Here is an 18,669-nt window from a genome sequence, read left to right as displayed (position 1 = left end):
TCCTTGACTGCGAGGTTTGGTTAGGTAATTTGTTCGGTTCTTTTGCTTGCTGGGCATCCTAAGTTTTCAATTCAACGCTGAATAGCGCGAATTTCCGCCCATTTTGGACAGTTAAACTTACCAAAATGAGTACCGCGCCCCGTCTTCCGCTGCAATACCTGGCCGCCTTCCGGGCCGTCGCGCGCCTGCAAAACGTGCGTGCCGCGGCCGAGCAACTGCACCTGACGCACAGCGCCGTCAGTCAGCAAATCCGCGCACTGGAGTCGCAACTGGGCTTCGCGCTGTTCGAGCGGGTGGGGCGCGGCATCCGGCTCAATGCCGCCGGCAGCGCCTTGCAAGCCGGCGTGGAGCGCGCCTGGGCCGAGCTGGACTTGGGCCTGCGTGCCGCCAGTGCGGCCGATGGCAGTGCCATGCGCAGCCTCAACATCACCTGCACACCCTCGTTTGCGCAGCGCTGGCTGATGCCCCGCCTGAGCGGCTGGCGGGCCGCGCACCCGGACATCAGCCTGAAGCTGTTCACGCTGCAACGCGTGATTGATCTGGAATCAGAGGGCTTCCACCTGGCCTTGCGTCAGGGTACGGGGCCCTGGCCAGGTTTGGTCAACGAAGTGCTGATGGAGTCGCGCCAGATCGTGGTCGCCGCGCCGGCCTTGGCTCAGCAACTGGAAGGCGCCAGCTTGCAGACCTTGGCCGATCAAGCGCTGCTCGGAGACGCCGAGCAATGGACGCAGTGGTTCGCCCAAGCAGGCTTGGCCTGCAGCATCTTCCCGGCCGCCAGCTTCAATGACGGCGGCCTGCTGGTGCAAGCCGCCGAGCAAGGCATGGGCGTGGCGCTGGCGCGCGAACTGCTGTGTGCCGATGCGCTATTGGACGGTCGCCTGCAGCGCCTGCCCGGCCCGGCGCTGGAAGACGCCAGCCAGCGCCGCTATCACATCGTCTACCCACCGGCTTTTCGCGAGGAGCCGGCGCTGCACATGTTGTGCGATTGGCTGCATGCGGAAATGGCCGAGTCAGCCCGGCGCTTGAAGGGACTTGTCTAAGGCGACGGTTCACGCCAGCACGGTGAGTCGCCGCCCCCAGGCTTTTCCTCGGTCCCTGTACCCGACGATGGACAAGAAACTGCAGCCCCCGGGCCCGTGCTTGGCACTCGCGGGACACAAAGTCAAGGCCACTCGCGGCAAGCCGCCCCTGTAAGACCTGACAGTGTGGGGCTGGCCCATCCGCTCCTAAAGTCGCCTCAGCTCTTGTGTTGATATATCAGAAAAACATTTGAGCAAAACAGGCGGCGACAAGACGCCTGAGTCGACGCCCTCCCCCGGGTGCCCTCCCCTAAGTGAGCAGGAGATTTTGTGAAAACACATGGCAAACAATCAGCCGGCTGGCGCAATGTGATGGGCGCAATGTCCGTCGCAGCGGCGGTATTCAGCACGGCAGCGCATGCGCAAACCGCCAACGAGCAACTCAGCAGCATCAAGAGTGAATCCAGGCCGCCTGCCGTTGCCGGCAGCACGGAGTCGCAACTGAGCGGCGCCCACCATCAAAAGCGCCCCTTGAGCGCTGCCGAGTTGCGGCCGAACGCGCCCAGCGAGGTCAGCGCGCGCATGAAATACGGCGGCCAAGAGGCGAGCCTCAAAACGCTGATGCAGCGCCCGTCCATGCGCGCTGAAAACCAGTCCAAGGCTCAGCTACAGGCGCAGGCTCAGCCCGCAAAAGGCGCCACAACTGTGGCTGTAACAGCGGCTGCAGCGGCCAGTTGTGATTTGCAGTTGTTTGCCACCGCCTCGGGCGCCAGTCTGGTGAACGCAGTGAAAGCCAGCAGCACCGACTGCGTCGGCCAACTGTTCAGCCTCACCGGCAACGCTGCCGGTCAAACGCTGAACGAAGCAAAGATGGTCGCTATTGCGGACGCCTTCAGAACTGCGGCCTCAAGCTATGACGGCAGCAACGCCAACAGCGCAATGCAATTGATTCTGTTTTTGCGTGCCGGCTATTACGTCAATTGGTATTACAGCGCCGACACCGGGCCCTACGGCGCGGCCTTGAAAACTGCAGTGCGGGCGGCGCTGGACGCCTTTGTCAACAACGGCAATTTCAGCTTGGTGAACAATATTCACGGCGAAATATTGGCCGAGTTTGTCATCTTGGTTGACAGCAGCTCAGAAAATGCCCGTTATTTAAGCTCGGTGGTCAAACGCTTGCTGGACAGCTACAACAGCAGCTTCAATAACTACTTCTGGATGCAAAGCGCTGTCAACAATACCTTCACCATTCTTTTTCGCGGCCATGACAATGCTGCTTTCGCAACGCTGGTGCAGGCAGATACATCGATCACAGACACGCTGTATAACTTCATCAATAACAATTTCAATGCACTTGGCGGCAGCGCCGACTATCTCGTCACCAATGCCGGGCGGGAACTCAGCCGCTTCTTGAAATACACCGAAGGCTCAGCACTCAAAAATGCCACCAAGCCCAAAGTCAAACTGCTACTGGACCGCAGCAATGTCACCGGCAATACCGCCGCGCTATGGGTTGCGGTCGGCGGCAATGTGGACTATTACGACAAAGCCAATTGCAGCTATTACAACCTCTGTGACTTTGTCGCTCGCATCGACAGCAATGTATTGCCGATCAAATACAGCTGCAGCAGCAGCTTGCGCTTGAAGGCGCAATCACTGACCGCGGCGCAACTGACCGAGGCATGCGCCATCGTCGGCGCCGAAGAGGGTTACTTCCACACCCAGGTCGCCAGCGGAAAAGTGCCGGTCGCAAACGACAGCAATACCCAGTTGGAAATGGTCATCTTCAGCAGCAGCAAGGACTACAAAGCCTATGCGGGTGCGCTTTTTGGCATTGACACCAATAACGGTGGTATGTATCTGGAAGGCAGCCCGGAAATCGCCGGCAACCAGGCGCGATTTATCGCCTACCAAGCAGAATGGTTGCTGCCGAAATTTGAAATATGGAATCTGACGCATGAATATATTCACTATCTCGACGGCCGCTTCGATATGTTCGGCGACTTCGGTGCCGCCACCGGCGTTACTTCAGTCTGGTGGATAGAAGGCTTTGCCGAATACATGTCCTATTCCTACCGCAAGCTCGATTATGTTGATGCCCGCAACCAAGCCGCAGCAAAAACCTATGCCTTGAGCACCATCTTCAAGAACGACTACAACTCGGGCACCACCCGCGTCTATAACTGGGGCTATTTGGCCGTGCGGTATATGTTCGAGAAACAGCGCAGCAAGGTCAGCAATATTCTGGGTTACTTCAGGCCGGGCAATTACGCCGGCTACACCAGCTATATGAATAGCGCAGCGATGAGCGCCAGCATGGACGCCGGCTTCAACACCTGGCTGACTTGCGCCGCGGACGCTGCACTGCCCAATTGCGCGGACACCACGCCGCCGGCCAATGTCTTGCCGGTGGCCGGTTTCAACCACAGCATCAGCAACTTGCAGGTCAATTTCACCGACACTTCCACAGACAGCGACGGCACGGTTGCCTCACGCGCCTGGAATTTCGGCGATGGCAGCAGCTCAACAGCCGCCACCGTCAGCCACAGCTATGCGGCGGCAGGCAGCTACACCGTCAGCCTGACCGTGACCGACAACAGCGGCGGCAAAGCCACCGTCTCCAAGCTGCTGACTGTGCAAGCGAGTTCGGGCAATGCCCTGCCGATCGCCAAGTTCAGCAGCAGCGTCAATGGCTTGACCGTCAACTTTGCCGATCAATCCACCGACAGTGACGGCAGCATCAGCTCGCGCGCCTGGACGTTTGGCGACGGCACCAGCTCGAACCTGGCCGCGCCGGTGAAGACCTACGCGGCAGCCGGCAGTTACAGCGTCACGCTCACCGTCACCGACAACAAAGGCGGCAGCGCCTCCAGCACGGCCACTGTTGTGGTGCAAGCCGGCACGCTGCCCGAATGCACCGGCTCGGCCGAAGCCTTGGGCAAGAACTGCGTGAAGAGCAATCTCTCGGGCGGTTCGGGCAGCCTGAAATACATGTACGTGTACATCCCCGCAGGCACGACGGCGATCACCATCTCGTCGGCGGGCGGAAGCGGTAACGCAGACCTCTACGTGAACACCAGCACTTGGGCCACCTCGACGGCCTACAACTATCGCTCCATCGGCGCCAGCAACGCCGAAACCATCACCATCTCAAACCCGCCGGGCAATAGCTATATCTACATCAGCCTGTATGGCAAGGCGGCCTACTCGGGCGTGCAGGTGAAAACGCAGTACTGAAGTCGGCGTCTGCTCCAGCCAAGGTCTGGGCCATGTTGGCTTGGCCTTGGCTAGCCGATCAAAGGCCTGCCGACGGCGCCGAGGCCGGCGAAGCCAAGGGCTGGCCCTTCTCCACCACATAGACGCCGACCAGCTTGGCCGTTACGCCACCTTCGTTGCGCGCACTGTGCACGACGCCAGCCGGCACCACAAAAGCCTGGCCTGCGGCCACATGGCGAGGCGCTTGACCGGCGATCAGCAGCACCGCCTCGCCTTCCATTACATAACTCATTTCATCGCCGGGGTGGGTATGCCAGCCGGCCACGCCGCCGGGCGCCACTTCGACTCGCGCGATCACCGCCTGCCGGTTCGGCACCGACACATCGGCGGTGGCGACCACGGTGCGGCTTAAGGCGGGGGCGGGGGCAGGCACTTGCGCCAGCAAGAGCGCGCTTGAACCCAGCAGGGCCAATCCGGCCGCCAGTAGTTTGAGAGTCTTTGCGTTCATCGAGCAGTGCCTTTCAAATCAGTAGAGCGGTCGGGCTTCGCCCGCCCGGTCTGACTATATCGACTACACCCCCGCAGGCAAGGCGGCTTACCCTGCCGGCTTGAACTGCATGCCAGGCGCATCGTCCGGTCGGCTGACAAAGCCATGGCGGCGGTAAAAGGCCAACTTGCCCTTGGCACAAAACAGCTGGATATCACTCAGCCCGGCGGCCTGGCAATCCGCAATGATGGCGCCCAGCAAGGCCGCCCCGACACCTTGGCCCTGGAACTCGGGGCGCACGATCATCTCGGTAATGAAGGCGTGCAGGTGCCCATCTGAGATCGCACGCACAAACCCGACCAATTGCCCCTCGGCATAGGCCGCGCGCGCCCGCCAGGAGCCGGCCAGTGCGGCCTGGTAAAACGCGGCGTCGCGCGAGGTCGGCCCCCAGCCTGTGGTGTCGTAGAGTGCCTTGAAGGCGTCGGCCGTGGGCAGTTCACTGAAGAGTTCGAATTGAGGCATGGCTAAGGCGCGTTCGCGCGGAGAATCGATAGACTTTACCGAAGGGCCGGGCCGGCGCCGGAGAGTTCAAAGGTCTCGCCCGCGTTCAGGCGCTCTATCAAACGCAATAAGCCGGCCCGGCCCGCCTCGGCCAGCCAGGGCCGCACTTGATGGCCGGCCGCCGCATAAAGGGCGTGAACTTCGGCCTCGCCACGCGCACGCCGCTCAGCGTTCTGGTTATCACTGTAGAGCCGATGCGCCTCTAGCCATTGATGGCGAGTTTGCAGGGTCAACAATTCGGTGGTGCTGGGCCGCGCAATGCCAGCGCTGACGAGGTACTGCCAATGCGCCTCGGAATGTTCGGGCGCCTGGCTGAGGGCAACCGCCAGGCCCTCATCAAACCATTTCGGCAAGCGCCACCACGCGCGCCAGGACAGGCGCTTGAACATCTCGGCGTGGCTCCATTCATGGGCGATGAACTGCCAGTTGGCGCCGCGCGCCGAAAGCAGGATGCGGTCGCCATAGACCTTGGCGATATCGCCCTGGCCACCGAAGTCCGCCAGGCATTGCTCGCTCAGACAGGCATGCACCACCGGCCGCGAGGCAACGCTGCCGAAGCTGGCCTCAATCACCGCCTCGGCCTGGCTCATCGCCAAGGCCAACGAGCGCTGTGTCGCAGCATCGCTGCCCCGCTCAACGTAAAGGTTCGCGCCGGCTGGCACCCAGCCAAAAGCCTCGGGCGCCATGAGCTTGCCGCCTTTGAGCGTCGAGCAGCCGCTCAGCGGCGCCAGCGCGATCAAGAGGATCAAGCTGTGGAGAAGATTCGCTGAACGCGCCATCGCCTCGAACTCAAAAGCGCGTCGTCAAATCTACCAGCCAGCTAGGCATATGGCGGGTCAGGACTGCCTCCAGCCAATGATCCGCACCGCTGAGCACCAGCGCGCCGACCAAAACCAGGCCGGCCCCCATCACCCGCTTGCCCCACAGGCCCAGCTCGCCCATGGCCTTGCGCCGGCCGGACATGGCCGCTCTGGAGCCATAGGCCAACAGGCCCATCGGCAAGGCTGCGCCAAGTCCGAACACGAACATGGTGCTCAAGGCGATCCATGCACTGCCGCCCTGCGCGGCCAGGGTCACCGCGGCACCCAGCGTCGGCCCGACGCAAGGCGACCAGACCAGACCCAGCATCAGGCCGAGCAAGCCCTGACCCCACAAGCTGTCCGCATTGAAGCTGGCAAGCTTGGCATTGGCGCCGGCTGTCAGCGGCGCCAGCAGCTTGGCCAAGCCCTGCTGCAGCAAGGGTGAGAGGAACATCGCCCCGAACAGAATCATCAAGCCGGCGCTGAGTTGGCGCACCCAAACCGCGTCCACCCCGAGGCTGCTGCCAAACAGCGCCAGCCCGGTGCCGACCAGGGTGTAGGACAGTGTCAGGCCCGCCAGCAAGGCGATCGGACCGAGGCGTGCCACCTGCACGGCGCTGGACATGATGATGGGCACGATGGGCAAGACACAAGGCGAGAGCGTGGACAAGGCGCCTGCAAGCAGGCTGAAAGCTAGCGTTAGCAATGGGAGGGTTCCAGGTCAGGCTAGAGAAGTACAGGAGGGCAGGAAGGCAGCGGCGGCCACAGCTAAGTGGCTTGAGGCGCTATGGCTTTGCGCAGGAACAAGCGCTTGGCGCCGGCGGGGAAGTTATCAAGGGTTCCAAAGACCTCATAGCCTGCACCCAGGTACAGCTCCGGCGCTTGAAAAGAAAAGGTGTCCAGGTAAGCTTGGGAGTAGCCCAGTCGAGCAGCTTCGACTTCCGCAGCATTGAGCATTTGACTGGCCAGGCCTCTTCTCCGGTGTTCCGGGTGCACCCAAACCGCCGTGAAATTGACATAACCCCAATAGGCTTCGCCCACAACGCCGCCGACCAGGTTTGCATTCGAATCACGTGCCGCGACAAATATCACGTCGAAATGCCCGTCGCCCGTGACATCGACATTGGCGTCGAACAGACCGGTCTGTACGGTGTTCCTTGCCTGCCTATCTGGGTCTTGCTCGACCGCGATCGAAATGAGGTTCATGAATTTGCTTCCAATGATTCGCGATTGATTCAATCAAGCTTGAGCGTTGCGCACCTGGCCCAACTGCGATGCCAGTTCGGCGTAGTCATAGCTGGTGATCTCAAAGGGATTGCCGTCGGGGTCGTTGAAGTAAAGCGACCATGAGACTTGGTGATCCTCCAAGTTCACGGGCACTGGCAGCGCCGCCGCCAAATGCGCCCGCCAGGCAAGAAAGTCGCTGGCATTTGCCGCCAGGGCGATCGTCGATCGGCAGCGCTCGGGTTGCCGCTCGAACAAAGCAAGATGAACCATGCCTGACAGGTCAGACAGCGTCAGAGGGCCGCCGTCTGCCGCCCAGAACTCGAGGGCCTTGATCCGGCTGAGGCCCAGGACGGCGCCATACCAAGCTTCGGCCGCCGCCCGATCGGAGACGTAAACATGGATGTGGTCAATTTTTTGCAGTGCTGGAAGCATGAATTCTCCTGAAGTGAGCAAAGATTCTCGGACCCTTTAGCCTGGCTCGCGAAAGGAAATGACAACTTAGATGCCGAGGCCAGTAGTGGCCCGGCGTCTTGCTTTCGAGAGATTACAAAGCCGAGCGAATGAATTCGCGCAGCTTGTCCTTGTCGGTCACACCGGCGCTGCGTCCGACCTCGGTCGAACCCTTGGCCGCAATCAAGGTCGATTGAAACTTGACGCCCAGCTGATCCACCAGCGGCTTGTCGGCATCGAAGTCGATCTTGAAGACGATCACATCCTTGAACTCGGGCTCTTGCATCAGCGCCTCGATCAGGGGCCCCTGCTTGCTGCAGACCGGGCACCAGCCGGCATGCACATGCATGATGATGGGCTTGTTCTGCGTCGCGGCTTGCATATAGGCTTCCATATCGGCCTTGCGGATTTCGCCAGCGTTAGCCGCATTGCCCAGCAATGCCGCGGCAATTCCGATGGCGGTGGACACCGCCACGCGAGCCAGCTTGCGTTGGAGGGAGAGCTTGTTTGAAATGCTGTCGGTCATAGTGATCATGTCGGCCTTGATTGAATTGAAGCAATGGACTGGGCGGCGTCACGAAGATCGCGCACCCATTGACCAAGAGGCGGGCGAGGCGCCAAAGGATTCAGCTTTGGTGCAATTTTTTTGCCGAAAACTTTTTCAATCTTTTTTAGCTCCCTTTTGAATCCTTTTCGAAGCGCTGCGCCTCTAGGTCCAGGTCATCCACCTGAACCTAGGACTCAAGCCATGTTTTTCCTCAAACGCAATCTGCCTGCTTGGGAGCGCGCACTCCGAATCGCTATGGGCGTCGCCATCGCCGCGGCCATACTCGGCGGCCTCACAACAGGCATCGTGACTTATCTGGCCATCGCCACCGCCGCCACAATGCTGCTGACCGCCTTTGTCGGCTTCTGCCCGGCCTGTGCGATGGTCGGCCGCCGCTACCTGGAGAAATAGCCCGATGATCCGTGCCCAAGCGCAATTGATTGAAGCCGCCGCCCGCGGCGAGGCAGGCGCTGTGTCGAACCTGCTGAGCGTTTGCCAGCCGGACCTGAAGCGCTTCGCCCGGCGTACCTGCTCGACCACCGAGGATGCCGAGGACGCAGTACAGGTCGCGCTTTGGCAGCTCTACCGCAAGATCGGCGCGCTGCGCACCGCTGCCACCTTTGCGACCTGGATGTTCCGCATCGTCGAGCGCGAGTGCTACCGGCTGTTCCGCCTGCGCAGCAAAGCCGAGGATCTGGACGAGTTGGGGCCGCTGGACATGCCCGCCGCAGCGGCCGTGCCGACCGATCTGCGCCTCGACCTGGTGCGCGCCATGGAGCGACTCACCCCGCCCTACCGCGAGGTTTTGCTGCTGCGCGATGTGCATGAGCTGACCGCGCCGGAGGTGGCCGCGCAACTGGGGCTTAGCCTGGAAGCGGTGAAGAGCCGCTTGCACCGGGCGCGCGCGCAGGTGCGTGAGCATTTGATGGCCAGCGGCTATTGGATGAAGGACGGCGCGCTCGAGCCGCGCCCCTTCGAAATCAACAAGGATGCTTAAACATGTTTTGCAGCAGTTCGGTTTCTATCCACCTCTTGCGCGGCGCGGCAGCCTTTGCGCTGATCGCCGCCGCCTTGTTGTTCAATCAATGGGGCCAGATCGGTTCCGGCTTGGCCCTGGTCGGCGCCTTCTTGCTGCTGCGCGGCTGCCCGATGTGCTGGCTGATGGGCTTGTTTGAAACCATCGCGAAAGGGCGCAATAGCAATGGCAAGCCTTCGTAGTTTCACTGCAGCCTGGCTGAGTCTGTCTGCCTGCTTGTTGCTGCAGGCTTGTAGCGGCGTGCGTTTGCAAAGCTGGGACGAATTCAGCGGCAGCGTCTATTCGACCGAGCAAAGCAAGGCACGCAAGGAATGTCTGCGCTACAGCTCAGCAGCGGAGTTGGCGGACTGCCAAAAGAGCGCCAGCTTGTCTTACCAAGACTACAAGAAAGAGCGCGAGAAGGTCAAAGATTCAGGCCGCTGAAACCTCAAGTCCATCCCTCAGCCGCCTGCCTTGGTTCGGACCTTGGCCTGACGCTGAACCCGCGCCGCAGGCTCGGCGGCATAGGGCACTGCAACCGTTCGGCCGGGCTGCATGCCTGCGATAGGTTCACTGGTCACGAACACCAGCTGATTGATGGTGGCGGTGGCCCAGGTCAGGGCGCGCTGCCGGTCCAGACCGGCATGTTCGCGGGCCAATTTCAAGGCTTCGTCCGCGATTGATTCGCTGATCGACAAACGCTCGAAGGAACGCAAAAACCCCCGGGTCGCTTCTTGTAAAGCGGGCGGGCAGCACGTCATGATCTCAAGCCAGGTGACGACGCTGATCGAGCGATGCTTGCAACTCTCCAAGGCCGCCGCCGCGCGCGGCTCACCCTTTAAATAATCAATCAGCAGAGCGGTGTCGATCAAGGCGTTCATGGGCCAGTCCCCTTGGACTTCTTGCCTCGGCTTGCGGCTTGCGTCTCTTTCCACAGGCCAAAGCCATCGGTGCTGACCTCGTCATTACCGGCGATGAAATCGCGCAGCGCGCGCCGCACCGCCTCGGCGCGCGAGATACCGAGCAGTTTGCACAGGCGGTCGACGTCTTGCATCTGTGCCGTCGGGATATCAATGATGGTGCGCGGCATGGTGTGAACTCAGGCTTGCAAAAAATCGGGGCGGTTGAAACGGGCGTGCAGGAACTCGCCATTGGCCAACAAGGCCTTGACATCGCTGCCCGATACATTGACGACCACTTCTTTCATCTTGGCGTCGAGCAGGGCCAGTTGATCGCCCAGCAACTGTCTGGCGGTCTTGCCTTCGCTCAATACATGGGTCGCGCGAAAGGCCGGCGGCAGCGCGACGTAGTTGGCCAGCGTCTCGGGCAAATAGCTCAGCACCGTTTCGCGCACGGTAAATAAATCGTTAGCGGCGCTGCCGCTCTCGAGCAGGCGCGGCAACACTTCGGCCACGGAGCTGCGGATCGAGTCCAGGCTGGCGCGCATCTCATCGGCCAGATGCGGGCGGGCACCTGCCACCAAATCATCCAGCCGAGCCAGCGTTTGCTCCACCGTCAAGCTCTGCTCGATATGGCGCTCCAGCGCCGGAGGACGCCGCCCCAGCAGCCAGCCGCCGACATAGAGCCCGGCGGTGATCAAGAGCCAACCGCTGTCTATCACGCCGGCAAACAAGAGCGCCGGTCCCAGCAGCGCCAGCGCGCAGCCGGCAATATTCGCACTGCTGTAGAGGAACAGCAGCGCGCGCATCTTCAAGGTTCTATCCACAAGGGCTCCGCTTCAGGACGTCACTGATAGCCACGAATTTCGCGGAAAACCTGGGCCAGTCTCGCCTTGCGCGCATCGAACTCGCGCCCGCCGGTGGACGCCGCCAGCGCCTGCATCTGCTTGACGTTGGCCTCGCCGAACAGGATCGGGAAGACCCGCGCCGGCGCGGCAGCGGCGTAGCGCGCTTTGAAATCCTCAAAGCTGATGCCGGCATTGTTCTCGCCATCGGTCAACAAGACGATGCTGACCAGGCGATCGGGGTCGCGCTGTTTTTCTTCGCGGGCCAAGGCCTGCGCCGCGTCCAGGGCGGAAAAAATCGCCGTGCCGCCGCGTGGCGACAGCGCTTCGGCGCGGCTGCGGATGCTGGCGCGTGCAGCCTCCAGATCGCCATCTTCAAAGCGCACCCAGAGCGGCGCTTCGACCCGGTCGTCAAAGGCGATCAAGACCACTCGCTCGCGCGCCTGAAAAGCCGCGTAGCGCGCCGAGGCGGTGCTCACGTCTGCGCCGGCCAGGACCTTGAGCGCCTCGCGCATGGCCACAATGCGCTCGCCGCTCATAGAGCCGCTGATGTCCAGCACAAAGATCGAAGTGGCCGGGCGGCGCCATGCGGACTGGTAGTTGGCCAGCACCGCATCGATCACCTCCAGGCGATTCGGAAACGACAGCTCCGCGACCGCCGCCGTCGGCAAGGCAGCAGCGGCCTTCACCTCGGGGTTGGCCGGTCGCAAAAACGCCGCCGATAGCGCATCGCGCTGGAAGGGCGCGCCCTTGAGTGCGGCCACCAGGCTGTTGTAGGGCTCGCGCTTGTCGGCGTTCAAGAGCATCAGCGGGTAGTCGGCCGAGATCATGCCGTCGCGCGGGTAGATCAGGCTGAGCTGGTCGGCCGCGCCCAAGCGTTCGTTGGCACGCAGGATGACGGCCTCGTAGTTGATCATCGCGTCGATGTCTTGTGGCGCTTTGACAAAAGCCTCGGCCAACCAGCCCGAGCTGCCGGCCGTCAACTTCTGCCCGGACAAAAAGGCCTTGATCACGTCCGCTTTGACGTCCTCGACGCCCAGGTCCTCGCTCTTGCCGGCCGAGGCCGAGGCGACCGCAAACAGCGCGCTCATGCCGGTGTTGGAGCTGCTGGCATTGGTCATCGCGTAGCGCAGCTTGCCCGTGCCGGCGGCGGCGGCGATCTCGTTCCAGCCGGGTGGCTTGCTGTCCCAGCCCAAGGCTTTGAGCTTGGCGGGTTTGACGCCCAGCGCGATGCGCGAGTAGAAAAGCTTCTCGCGCGCCAGCGGTTTGCTGTTCAGCGCCAGTGCGGGGTAGGCGCCATTGGCCGGCAGGATGGCATCGAACTGCTCACCGGCATTGACGCGTTCGACGATCTCCAGCGTGCCCGCATAGCTGAGTTTGATCTCGACGCCGGCGGCCGAAGCAGCCGCGACGATGGGGGCTTCCAGATCCTTCAGCTCGGAGCCCGCCAGGATGCTGAATACCGGGCGGACGGCTTGTGCAGCTTTGGCGGCTTCGGCCTCCTTGTCGGCATCGCGCTTGCCGCAACCCTGCAGGGCCAGCAGGACCGCCGCGCTCGCCAACAGCCAAGTTGCCGGCCAGCGCCTCACAGCTTGACCTCGCCGGGCGCTTGCAGCGCGGCGGCCGAGGCTTGGCTGCGCGCGCGCTCCAGATAAGTCCTGCTCTTGGCGACTTCGTCGCTCAGCGTGTTGACCGTTGTCTGCATCGCGTCCAGCGCCTTGGTCTTGAAGTCGCCGATGGCGTCCATGGTCTGGTAGATATTGGCAAAGGCTTGTTGCAGTTTGGCGATCTCAATCGTGCTGGACGCCGCTTGCTGATGGATGGCAGCACTTTGATCGCGCAGCATCTCGCTGGTGGATGCGATCAGGTTGCCGGTCGTGGTGTTGAGCGCGCTGATCTGGTCGAGCACCAGCTTTTGGTTGTTCAGCGCCTGCGCGACGATGACGGCGGTGCGCAGCGCCGAGACCGTGGTGGTGGTAGCCCGGTCGACGCCCTTCATCAACTCCAGATTGTTCTTGCGGATCAAGTCCAGGGCCAGATAACCCTGCACATTGACGGCCATCTGGGTCAGCAGATCGGTCACTTTCTGGCGCGTGTAGAACAGCATTTCCTCGCGCACGACGCGAGCCTTCTCGGGGTCGCTGGCGTCCAGTAGACGGACCTTGTTGTCGAGTTCCACGTCGAGCTTCTTGCCGATGTGCAGATACTTCTCCAGCCGCTCCATCAAGCCCCACAGGTTAACCTTCTCCTGCTCAATCGAGACGTTATCGCGCAGCAGCTCATCCTTGCCGCGCTTGAGCGACTCGATGATCGCGTTCAGATGGCCTTGCGCGGACTGATAACGGTCAAAGTAATCGACCAGCTTATTGCCCAGCGGGATAAAGCCCAGCAGCTTGCGGGCGCTGAACAGATCACCTTGGCGCGACGGGTCCAGCGACTCGACCGTGCGGCGCAGGTCGATCAGCGACTGGCCAATCTGCGCGCCCTGGTCGAAGCCGCCGTTCTTCAGCGAGCCTACCGGCCGCTCAAGCATGCGGTTAGACACCGAGGCCGAAGCCTCGATGTCCTTGACACCCATTGAATGGATGCGCTCCAGCGCCTCCTTGAACTTGGGGTCTTGGCTGTCATGCGCGCTGATGTCGTCAATGAACTGCGCCACTTGCTTGTCCAGCAGCGTGACGTCGTCGGCCTTCAGCCGCACTTTGCCGCTGGCCGACTCGATAGGCATGGGCAAGACGGCGGCCGGCGCTTCGAGCGTGAAGGCGTTGGGCGGTGAGAGTTCGGTAGTGCTGGTCTGGGGCGCGGAATTGCTCATGGGAACACCTCTACAAAATGAATCACTTGAACTTGCTCTCAACGCCTTGAATCATGCGTTCGAGCCATTCGTAACTGGGCGGGTCGATCACGTCGACCAAGACTTCGGGCGCCTTGATGCCGCGCAGGGCCCAAGTTTCCGGGCCCTTCACGTCACCACCAGTGCGGAAACCATATTCATGCGCCAGTTCGCGCAGCTTGGGGTCGGTCTCCAAGGCTTCACCCAAGCGCACCCCGCCCGGCGTGTAAGGCACCAAGACATGTTTGGAGAACACCGTCGGCTTTGGATACAGCAGCACCATCTCGCTCTTCAAGCGCTCGGGGTTCTTGAGCCAGAACTCGACCATCTGCGACTCATAGGCCACCAGCAGCGGTGCCTTGCCCATGCCCAGGGCCAGATAGTCTTCAAACGGCCCGGCCGAGCTTTGCTCCTGAAAGCCCTGGCGCAGGAACAGCGGCGCCAGCACCGGCATCACCTTGTCGACCTCAGCGGCGCTCTGCACGATTTGCTGCTCATTGGCCAGATAACTGGCCAGCGCCAGGTACATGGCGGCCGAGTTGGAGGTGCGCACATCGGTCGAATTGATCAACACCGCCTTGCCGGTGGCGAAGGCCTCGCTCTTACGCAGATCGCGCCAGCGGGCTCCCTTGTCGATCAAGGCGATCAAGGCCGGCAGATCGACCACATAGTAGAAATCCCCTTGCTTGGCGGCGATGCCATTGGCCACCAAGATCTCCGCAATCGGCCGCCAGCTGGCGAACACAATGGGCGTGTAGAAGGGATTGTAGACACTGGCCGCCTTGGCCGCGGCCTTGAGTTGTTGCGCGGCGGGCGCGCCGGAGGGGAAGCCGAAGTCGTACTGCTTGGGGTCGAAGCGGCCGGCAATCTCGCGCGAGCCGGCCTTCTCCACCACGACGCTGATGCCATGTGCGGCAAGCGCTTGTTTCACGCGTTGGTCGGCAAAGAAGGCTTCTTTTTCAGAGCCGATCAGGCCGCGCAGCACGACCTGCTGCGCCTGCTTGGCTTGCGCCGAAGCCTCAATAGCCTGCTGTGCGCCCAAGCGGGTATTGGAGTACCAGATGCCGCCGCCTACGGCCGCAAACAAGACAGCGGCCAGAGTCGGGGCAACAAGTTTACGAAGGTCCAAGGGGCTGACTCCCATCAACACTGATTTCGGACTCAGACGATATCGTCATGTGATGACGTCAGCAAGCGATGAATGATGAATTTTTTGTGACAGGAAGAGTGCGCCTCATGGCAAGCCCGGCTTGACAGCCTTGCCCGCGCTGGCCAAGCTCTCGCACCAAGAAAGGGCCAGACGCCATGGGCTATTCCTTCGATTTTCAGATGGGCCAAATCCACACCGTGCTGGCCTGGTTCAGCGTGGCGATGTTTTTGGTGCGCGGCTTGGCCTTTCAATTCGGCCGCGCCTGGGCAATGGACGAACGCGTGCGCACACTGGTCTTCGGCATCGACTTTTTGCTGACCATCACCGGCCTGAGTCTGTGGGTGCTGCTGTATCTGAACCCGTTTTTGCGTGACGCTTGGCTACTGGCCAAGCTGCTGGCTCTGGTGGCCTACACCTTCAGCGCTCATATGGCGATGGGCAGCAGCCGCTTCCACCTGCCGGCCTACTTCGTCTCGCTGCTGCTCTTGGCCTATATGGTGGCGGTGTCGGTCACACGCAGCCCTTGGTTAGGTCTTTGACCGATGAGCCTCTGACAGATAGGCCCGGGCCGGCCATCTTTTCCCGCGATCAAGCCATGGAACGGTCGCTACCGTATTGACTTCTGTGATCCCCGCAAACGGAGACCCGCATGAGCTCAGCGTCCGGCCCGCAACAGGCCACCAGAACTTACCAGGACATCGTCCCGGACTACCAGACCTATCTGGGCTACCAGACCGATAAATGGGCCTCGCATGAAATAACGGTGCCCAAATGGGAACTGGGCCAACAGCGCTACCTCAACGCGACCTTTGCCGACCTGCCGCACGATCTGCGCATCGCCGACATTGCCTGCGGCGATGGCGTGGGCCTGCGCCATTTCAAAAAAATGGGCTTTACCAACCTCGTCGGCGTGGAGCTCAACCCCGCCAAGCTGGAGATGGCGCGGCAAAGCGGCTACCCGGTGATGGAATGCGATATGCATGATCTCGGCTGCTTCGAGAACGAGTCCTTGCACATCGTCTACTCCTCGCACTCGCTCGAGCATGCTTATCAGCCAGCCAAGGTGCTGGCGGAGTTTCACCGGATTTTGCATGCCGAGGGCGCCCTGCTCGTCGTGCTGCCCTACCCTGACCCGGGCCACTGGAACGACGAAGCGCACGGCGCCAAATACGAACTCGGCACTCCGATCGAAGACGACGGGGCCACCGTGATTCGCTACTTTGAAAATGCCGGCTTCAAATTGATGAAGGTCAGCTTCGATAGTTTCAGAGAGCCCGAGATCTGGCTCCAATTTACCAAAGCCTGAAAAGCAGGCCCGAAAAGAAGGCCTAAAAAGAAGGCCGGCGGCCGCCTCAGCTCAGCTTGGCCAGACTCTTGCGTGCAGCGTCGACGTTATTGGGGTTGGCGTTCTTCTTGGTGAGGAAGCGCTCGTAGGCGGCCTTGGCTTGCGGCTTGTCGCCCTTGGCCAGCAAAGCGTCACCCAGGCGGTGGTCGATCGGCAAATCATCCGCACCTTCGAGCGTCCTGGCGCGTTCGAACAGGCGCACCGCCTCGTCGAACTGGCCCATTTCGCCGTGCACTCGCCCCAGCCCATAGACGCCGGCCGCTTGACTGGGCTGCTCGCGCTGCAGTTGCTCGAACAAGCTTTTGGCCTTGGTGAAGTCCTTTTCGTCCTTCAGGTAATGCGTGGCCAGCTGCAAATAGGCGCTGCGTGACTCGTCCAGCAGCGTCACGTCTTTGGCGGGTTTGAGCGCCAGCAACTCGGCCTCCATCTCGGCCCATTTCTTGCCTTCGGCGGCGATGTTGATGCGGATGATGCGGGCCTGTTCGGGTTGGCTGTTATGCACCGCCGCTTCCAGCTCACGCGCTTTCGCGACGCTGCCGCCCAGCATGCCTGGCGCAAACAAATAGAGCTTGGCCAGCTGGATGCGTGCCATCGCCATGCTCGGTTCCAACTCCAGCGTGCGGATCAGCGCCGCCTTGATGTCACCCAGCATCGAGGCCATCTTGAACATGCCGGCGCTGCCCATCTGCACATTCAGGCTTTGCGCCGTGACCAGCTGACACACCGCCACGGTCGGGTGCTGCTCGACACAAGCCTTGGCCTGGTTTGCGCCAGCCTCGACGCGCTTCTTGTCGCTGCTGTCCAAGGATGACAACGCCAGCGACAAGGCCGCGCTGGCCTCGGCATCGGCCGGATTGGCCTTCAGCCGCGTCTGCGCCAGACGCTCCAGCTCGGCGAACTTGTTCGCGTCCGAGAGTGCGTCGAGTTCTTTGTCCTTGAAGATCGTTGCCTGGGCCGAACCCAACGCGGTCAGCAAGGTCAGTGCGGCCAGAAAGGCGCGTGAGCGGCGTGGGTTTTGAGTTTGCATGGGCATACGTTGGGAGTGAATCGATGCCGGCAATTGTGGCGCCCGCCTCAGTGTGCAGCCAGCCTGGTGCGACGAGTTGCAGATTGGCCGGCCTGAATTGATTCCAACGCTTAGGCACCGCTGCGCAAGATCGCTCTTTTGTAGGCAGGCCGCGCCTCCAGCATGGCCACGAAACGCCGCAAATTCGGATAAGCCTCGGCCGGCGCGCCTTTGACCGCGATCTGCGCGACGAAAGACAGCTGCACATCGGCGCCGCTGAGCTGATCGCCGACAAAGTAGTCCCGCCCTTCCAATTCGGCTTCCAGATAGCCCAGATGATTTTGCAACTCGCTGCTGATGCGCGGCTGCAGCGGCGCGCCGGCCTCGCCCAGGCGCCCGACATAGAGCTTGAGCATCAGCGGCAACATCGCCGAGCCCTCAGCATAGTGCAAGAACTGGCTATAGCGGTTGTAGTCCGGCGTGCCGAGCACCGGTGCGAAGCGGCCATTGCCATAGCGGCGCACCAGATACTCGATGATGGCGCCCGACTCGATCATCACCAGCCCGCCATCACGCAGCACCGGCGCCTTGCCCAGCGGGTGAATCGCCATCAGCTCCGGCGGCGCCAAGCGGGTCACCGCGTCACGCTGGTAACTGATCACTTCGTAGGGCTGGCCCAGCTCTTCCAGCATCCAGGTGATGCGGCGCGAGCGGGATTCGTTCAGGTGGTGGATTTCGATCATGGTGAGGCCTTTGTTGCGAGTGGAGAGCTTGGAGGCCGCAAGGCCAACGCCACGTGATCAATAAGCAGTCCAGCCGCCGTCGGTTGCGTAAGCCGCGCCGGTCAGGTTGGAGGCCTCGTTCGACAGCATGAACAGCATCACCGCGACCTGCTCACCGACGGTGGCCGGCCGGCGCTTGGAGTCCGCATAGGCCAGAACGCTTTGCGTCTTGATGCTGCCCATGCCGGGGCGGCTCGCCGCCTTGCTCGCGGCCATCACGAGCTCGGTTGCGCGCGCCACCATCGGCGTGTCGGTCGCGGCCATATTGACCGAATTGACGCGAATGCCGTAGGGCGCATAGTCGATCGCCGCATTGCGCGTCAGGCCGGTCACCGCATGCTTGCTGGCCACATAAGCCGGGTTGCCGGCCAGGCCGGTCAGCCCGGCGATCGAGCCCACATTGACGATCGCACCTCCGCGACCCTGCGCCACCATCTGCTTGAGCTCCGCCCGCATGCTGCGAAACACACCGGCCGAATTGCTCAGG

The 18,669-nt window shown here is 61.8% G+C and carries 24 protein-coding genes; 8 read left to right on the top strand and 16 right to left on the bottom strand.

Annotated elements, in window-relative coordinates; translation table 11 throughout:
- The first annotated feature begins 125 nt into the window (after positions 1–125).
- Together LNV09_RS21845 and LNV09_RS21840 are read left to right on the top strand one after the other, a co-directional pair.
- The gene (locus LNV09_RS21845; protein WP_263559175.1) at positions 126–1,040 is read left to right on the top strand and encodes a LysR substrate-binding domain-containing protein; all 915 of its coding nucleotides are present in this window, start codon (positions 126–128) and stop codon (positions 1,038–1,040) included.
- A 309-nt stretch (positions 1,041–1,349) separates the two neighbouring features.
- Positions 1,350–4,256, top strand: a complete 2,907-nt coding sequence (locus tag LNV09_RS21840; protein WP_263559174.1) for a collagenase — start codon at positions 1,350–1,352, stop codon at positions 4,254–4,256.
- A gap of 58 nt (positions 4,257–4,314) precedes the next feature.
- Here LNV09_RS21840 and LNV09_RS21835 read toward each other — a convergent pair whose 3' ends face one another.
- From LNV09_RS21835 to LNV09_RS21805, 7 genes are all read right to left on the bottom strand, one after another.
- Positions 4,315–4,743, bottom strand: a complete 429-nt coding sequence (locus tag LNV09_RS21835) for a cupin domain-containing protein (protein WP_263559173.1) — start codon at positions 4,741–4,743, stop codon at positions 4,315–4,317.
- An 87-nt stretch (positions 4,744–4,830) separates the two neighbouring features.
- The gene (locus tag LNV09_RS21830; protein WP_263559172.1) at positions 4,831–5,244 is read right to left on the bottom strand and encodes a GNAT family N-acetyltransferase; all 414 of its coding nucleotides are present in this window, start codon (positions 5,242–5,244) and stop codon (positions 4,831–4,833) included.
- A 35-nt stretch (positions 5,245–5,279) separates the two neighbouring features.
- Positions 5,280–6,062 carry a hypothetical protein gene (locus LNV09_RS21825; RefSeq protein ID WP_263559171.1) on the bottom strand — a complete coding sequence of 261 codons (783 nt, stop codon included), beginning with the start codon at positions 6,060–6,062 and terminating at the stop codon, positions 5,280–5,282.
- 10 nt (positions 6,063–6,072) lie between these two features.
- Positions 6,073–6,789, bottom strand: coding sequence for a cytochrome c biogenesis CcdA family protein (locus LNV09_RS21820; RefSeq protein WP_263559170.1), 717 nt, complete (start codon positions 6,787–6,789; stop codon positions 6,073–6,075).
- A 62-nt stretch (positions 6,790–6,851) separates the two neighbouring features.
- A complete protein-coding gene (locus tag LNV09_RS21815) occupies positions 6,852–7,289 on the bottom strand; it encodes a GNAT family N-acetyltransferase (protein WP_263559169.1) in 438 nt (145 codons plus the stop codon).
- A 33-nt stretch (positions 7,290–7,322) separates the two neighbouring features.
- On the bottom strand, positions 7,323–7,742 hold the full coding sequence (locus LNV09_RS21810; protein ID WP_263559168.1) for a VOC family protein: 420 nt from the start codon (positions 7,740–7,742) through the stop codon (positions 7,323–7,325).
- 112 nt (positions 7,743–7,854) lie between these two features.
- Entirely contained in the window at positions 7,855–8,295 is a 441-nt protein-coding gene (locus LNV09_RS21805; protein ID WP_263559167.1) for a thioredoxin family protein, read from the bottom strand.
- 213 nt (positions 8,296–8,508) lie between these two features.
- Here LNV09_RS21805 and LNV09_RS21800 point away from each other — a divergent pair, with 213 nt between their 5' ends.
- From LNV09_RS21800 to LNV09_RS21785, 4 genes are read left to right on the top strand one after another with little or no spacing between them, the layout of a single operon-like run.
- Complete coding sequence (locus tag LNV09_RS21800) at positions 8,509–8,718, top strand: YgaP family membrane protein (RefSeq protein WP_263559166.1); 210 nt, start codon at positions 8,509–8,511, stop codon at positions 8,716–8,718.
- A 4-nt stretch (positions 8,719–8,722) separates the two neighbouring features.
- Positions 8,723–9,304, top strand: coding sequence for an RNA polymerase sigma factor (locus tag LNV09_RS21795; protein ID WP_263559165.1), 582 nt, complete (start codon positions 8,723–8,725; stop codon positions 9,302–9,304).
- A gap of 2 nt (positions 9,305–9,306) precedes the next feature.
- The gene (locus LNV09_RS21790) at positions 9,307–9,525 is read left to right on the top strand and encodes a hypothetical protein (RefSeq protein ID WP_263559164.1); all 219 of its coding nucleotides are present in this window, start codon (positions 9,307–9,309) and stop codon (positions 9,523–9,525) included.
- Positions 9,509–9,766: a hypothetical protein gene (locus tag LNV09_RS21785; RefSeq protein WP_263559163.1), complete on the top strand. Its 258-nt coding sequence runs from the start codon at positions 9,509–9,511 to the stop codon at positions 9,764–9,766. Before LNV09_RS21790 ends, LNV09_RS21785 begins: the two co-directional genes overlap by 17 nt.
- 17 nt (positions 9,767–9,783) lie before the next feature.
- On the opposite strand, the gene LNV09_RS21780 is transcribed toward LNV09_RS21785, so the two are convergent.
- The 6 genes from LNV09_RS21780 to LNV09_RS21755 are packed head-to-tail and all read right to left on the bottom strand — an operon-like array spanning position 9,784 to position 15,028.
- Positions 9,784–10,203, bottom strand: a complete 420-nt coding sequence (locus LNV09_RS21780; protein WP_263559162.1) for a PIN domain-containing protein — start codon at positions 10,201–10,203, stop codon at positions 9,784–9,786.
- Positions 10,200–10,412, bottom strand: coding sequence for a ribbon-helix-helix protein, CopG family (locus LNV09_RS21775; protein WP_263559161.1), 213 nt, complete (start codon positions 10,410–10,412; stop codon positions 10,200–10,202). The genes LNV09_RS21780 and LNV09_RS21775 overlap by 4 nt, the downstream gene beginning before the upstream one ends.
- A gap of 9 nt (positions 10,413–10,421) precedes the next feature.
- Positions 10,422–11,048 carry a hypothetical protein gene (locus LNV09_RS21770; protein ID WP_263559160.1) on the bottom strand — a complete coding sequence of 209 codons (627 nt, stop codon included), beginning with the start codon at positions 11,046–11,048 and terminating at the stop codon, positions 10,422–10,424.
- Between the two features lie 20 nt (positions 11,049–11,068).
- Entirely contained in the window at positions 11,069–12,655 is a 1,587-nt protein-coding gene (locus tag LNV09_RS21765) for a vWA domain-containing protein (protein WP_263559159.1), read from the bottom strand.
- Positions 12,652–13,881 carry a toxic anion resistance protein gene (locus LNV09_RS21760; RefSeq protein ID WP_263559158.1) on the bottom strand — a complete coding sequence of 410 codons (1,230 nt, stop codon included), beginning with the start codon at positions 13,879–13,881 and terminating at the stop codon, positions 12,652–12,654. Before LNV09_RS21760 ends, LNV09_RS21765 begins: the two co-directional genes overlap by 4 nt.
- A 22-nt stretch (positions 13,882–13,903) precedes the next feature.
- A complete protein-coding gene (locus LNV09_RS21755; protein WP_263559157.1) occupies positions 13,904–15,028 on the bottom strand; it encodes a hypothetical protein in 1,125 nt (374 codons plus the stop codon).
- 176 nt (positions 15,029–15,204) lie between these two features.
- Here LNV09_RS21755 and LNV09_RS21750 point away from each other — a divergent pair, with 176 nt between their 5' ends.
- Both LNV09_RS21750 and LNV09_RS21745 read left to right on the top strand, forming a co-directional pair.
- The gene (locus LNV09_RS21750) at positions 15,205–15,588 is read left to right on the top strand and encodes a SirB2 family protein (protein ID WP_263559156.1); all 384 of its coding nucleotides are present in this window, start codon (positions 15,205–15,207) and stop codon (positions 15,586–15,588) included.
- A 110-nt stretch (positions 15,589–15,698) separates the two neighbouring features.
- Positions 15,699–16,355, top strand: coding sequence for a class I SAM-dependent methyltransferase (locus tag LNV09_RS21745; RefSeq protein ID WP_263559155.1), 657 nt, complete (start codon positions 15,699–15,701; stop codon positions 16,353–16,355).
- 46 nt (positions 16,356–16,401) lie between these two features.
- Here LNV09_RS21745 and LNV09_RS21740 read toward each other — a convergent pair whose 3' ends face one another.
- From LNV09_RS21740 to LNV09_RS21730, 3 genes are all read right to left on the bottom strand, one after another.
- Positions 16,402–17,421 (bottom strand): tetratricopeptide repeat protein, encoded by a 1,020-nt coding sequence (locus tag LNV09_RS21740; protein ID WP_263559154.1) that lies wholly within the window; start codon positions 17,419–17,421, stop codon positions 16,402–16,404.
- Positions 17,422–17,531: 110 nt separating this feature from the next.
- Positions 17,532–18,143, bottom strand: coding sequence for a glutathione S-transferase family protein (locus LNV09_RS21735; RefSeq protein ID WP_263559153.1), 612 nt, complete (start codon positions 18,141–18,143; stop codon positions 17,532–17,534).
- A 57-nt stretch (positions 18,144–18,200) separates the two neighbouring features.
- A partial coding sequence (locus LNV09_RS21730) for an SDR family NAD(P)-dependent oxidoreductase (protein WP_263559152.1) occupies positions 18,201–18,669 on the bottom strand: 469 nt, incomplete at its 5' end.

It is taken from the genome of Paucibacter sp. B2R-40 (assembly GCF_025717555.1).
Classification (GTDB): Bacteria; Pseudomonadota; Gammaproteobacteria; order Burkholderiales; family Burkholderiaceae_C; genus Paucibacter_A.
Note: the sequence above shows the minus strand (reverse complement) of the source record. Positions and strands in the feature narration are given on the sequence as shown.

Excerpts from the sequence above, each read along its gene's own strand:
- LNV09_RS21735 (WP_263559153.1), bottom strand. The coding sequence starts at position 18,143 with ATGATCGAAATCCACCACCTGAACGAATCCCGCTCGCGCCGCATCACC.
- LNV09_RS21815 (WP_263559169.1), bottom strand. The coding sequence starts at position 7,289 with ATGAACCTCATTTCGATCGCGGTCGAGCAAGACCCAGATAGGCAGGCA.
- LNV09_RS21845 (WP_263559175.1), top strand. The coding sequence starts at position 126 with ATGAGTACCGCGCCCCGTCTTCCGCTGCAATACCTGGCCGCCTTCCGG.
- LNV09_RS21745 (WP_263559155.1), top strand. The coding sequence starts at position 15,699 with ATGAGCTCAGCGTCCGGCCCGCAACAGGCCACCAGAACTTACCAGGAC.
- LNV09_RS21825 (WP_263559171.1), bottom strand. The coding sequence starts at position 6,062 with ATGGCGCGTTCAGCGAATCTTCTCCACAGCTTGATCCTCTTGATCGCG.
- LNV09_RS21795 (WP_263559165.1), top strand. The coding sequence starts at position 8,723 with ATGATCCGTGCCCAAGCGCAATTGATTGAAGCCGCCGCCCGCGGCGAG.
- LNV09_RS21790 (WP_263559164.1), top strand. The coding sequence starts at position 9,307 with ATGTTTTGCAGCAGTTCGGTTTCTATCCACCTCTTGCGCGGCGCGGCA.
- LNV09_RS21830 (WP_263559172.1), bottom strand. The coding sequence starts at position 5,244 with ATGCCTCAATTCGAACTCTTCAGTGAACTGCCCACGGCCGACGCCTTC.
- LNV09_RS21760 (WP_263559158.1), bottom strand. The coding sequence starts at position 13,881 with ATGAGCAATTCCGCGCCCCAGACCAGCACTACCGAACTCTCACCGCCC.
- LNV09_RS21775 (WP_263559161.1), bottom strand. The coding sequence starts at position 10,412 with ATGCCGCGCACCATCATTGATATCCCGACGGCACAGATGCAAGACGTC.
- LNV09_RS21805 (WP_263559167.1), bottom strand. The coding sequence starts at position 8,295 with ATGATCACTATGACCGACAGCATTTCAAACAAGCTCTCCCTCCAACGC.
- LNV09_RS21740 (WP_263559154.1), bottom strand. The coding sequence starts at position 17,421 with ATGCAAACTCAAAACCCACGCCGCTCACGCGCCTTTCTGGCCGCACTG.
- LNV09_RS21835 (WP_263559173.1), bottom strand. The coding sequence starts at position 4,743 with ATGAACGCAAAGACTCTCAAACTACTGGCGGCCGGATTGGCCCTGCTG.
- LNV09_RS21785 (WP_263559163.1), top strand. The coding sequence starts at position 9,509 with ATGGCAAGCCTTCGTAGTTTCACTGCAGCCTGGCTGAGTCTGTCTGCC.
- LNV09_RS21800 (WP_263559166.1), top strand. The coding sequence starts at position 8,509 with ATGTTTTTCCTCAAACGCAATCTGCCTGCTTGGGAGCGCGCACTCCGA.
- LNV09_RS21750 (WP_263559156.1), top strand. The coding sequence starts at position 15,205 with ATGGGCTATTCCTTCGATTTTCAGATGGGCCAAATCCACACCGTGCTG.
- LNV09_RS21810 (WP_263559168.1), bottom strand. The coding sequence starts at position 7,742 with ATGCTTCCAGCACTGCAAAAAATTGACCACATCCATGTTTACGTCTCC.
- LNV09_RS21780 (WP_263559162.1), bottom strand. The coding sequence starts at position 10,203 with ATGAACGCCTTGATCGACACCGCTCTGCTGATTGATTATTTAAAGGGT.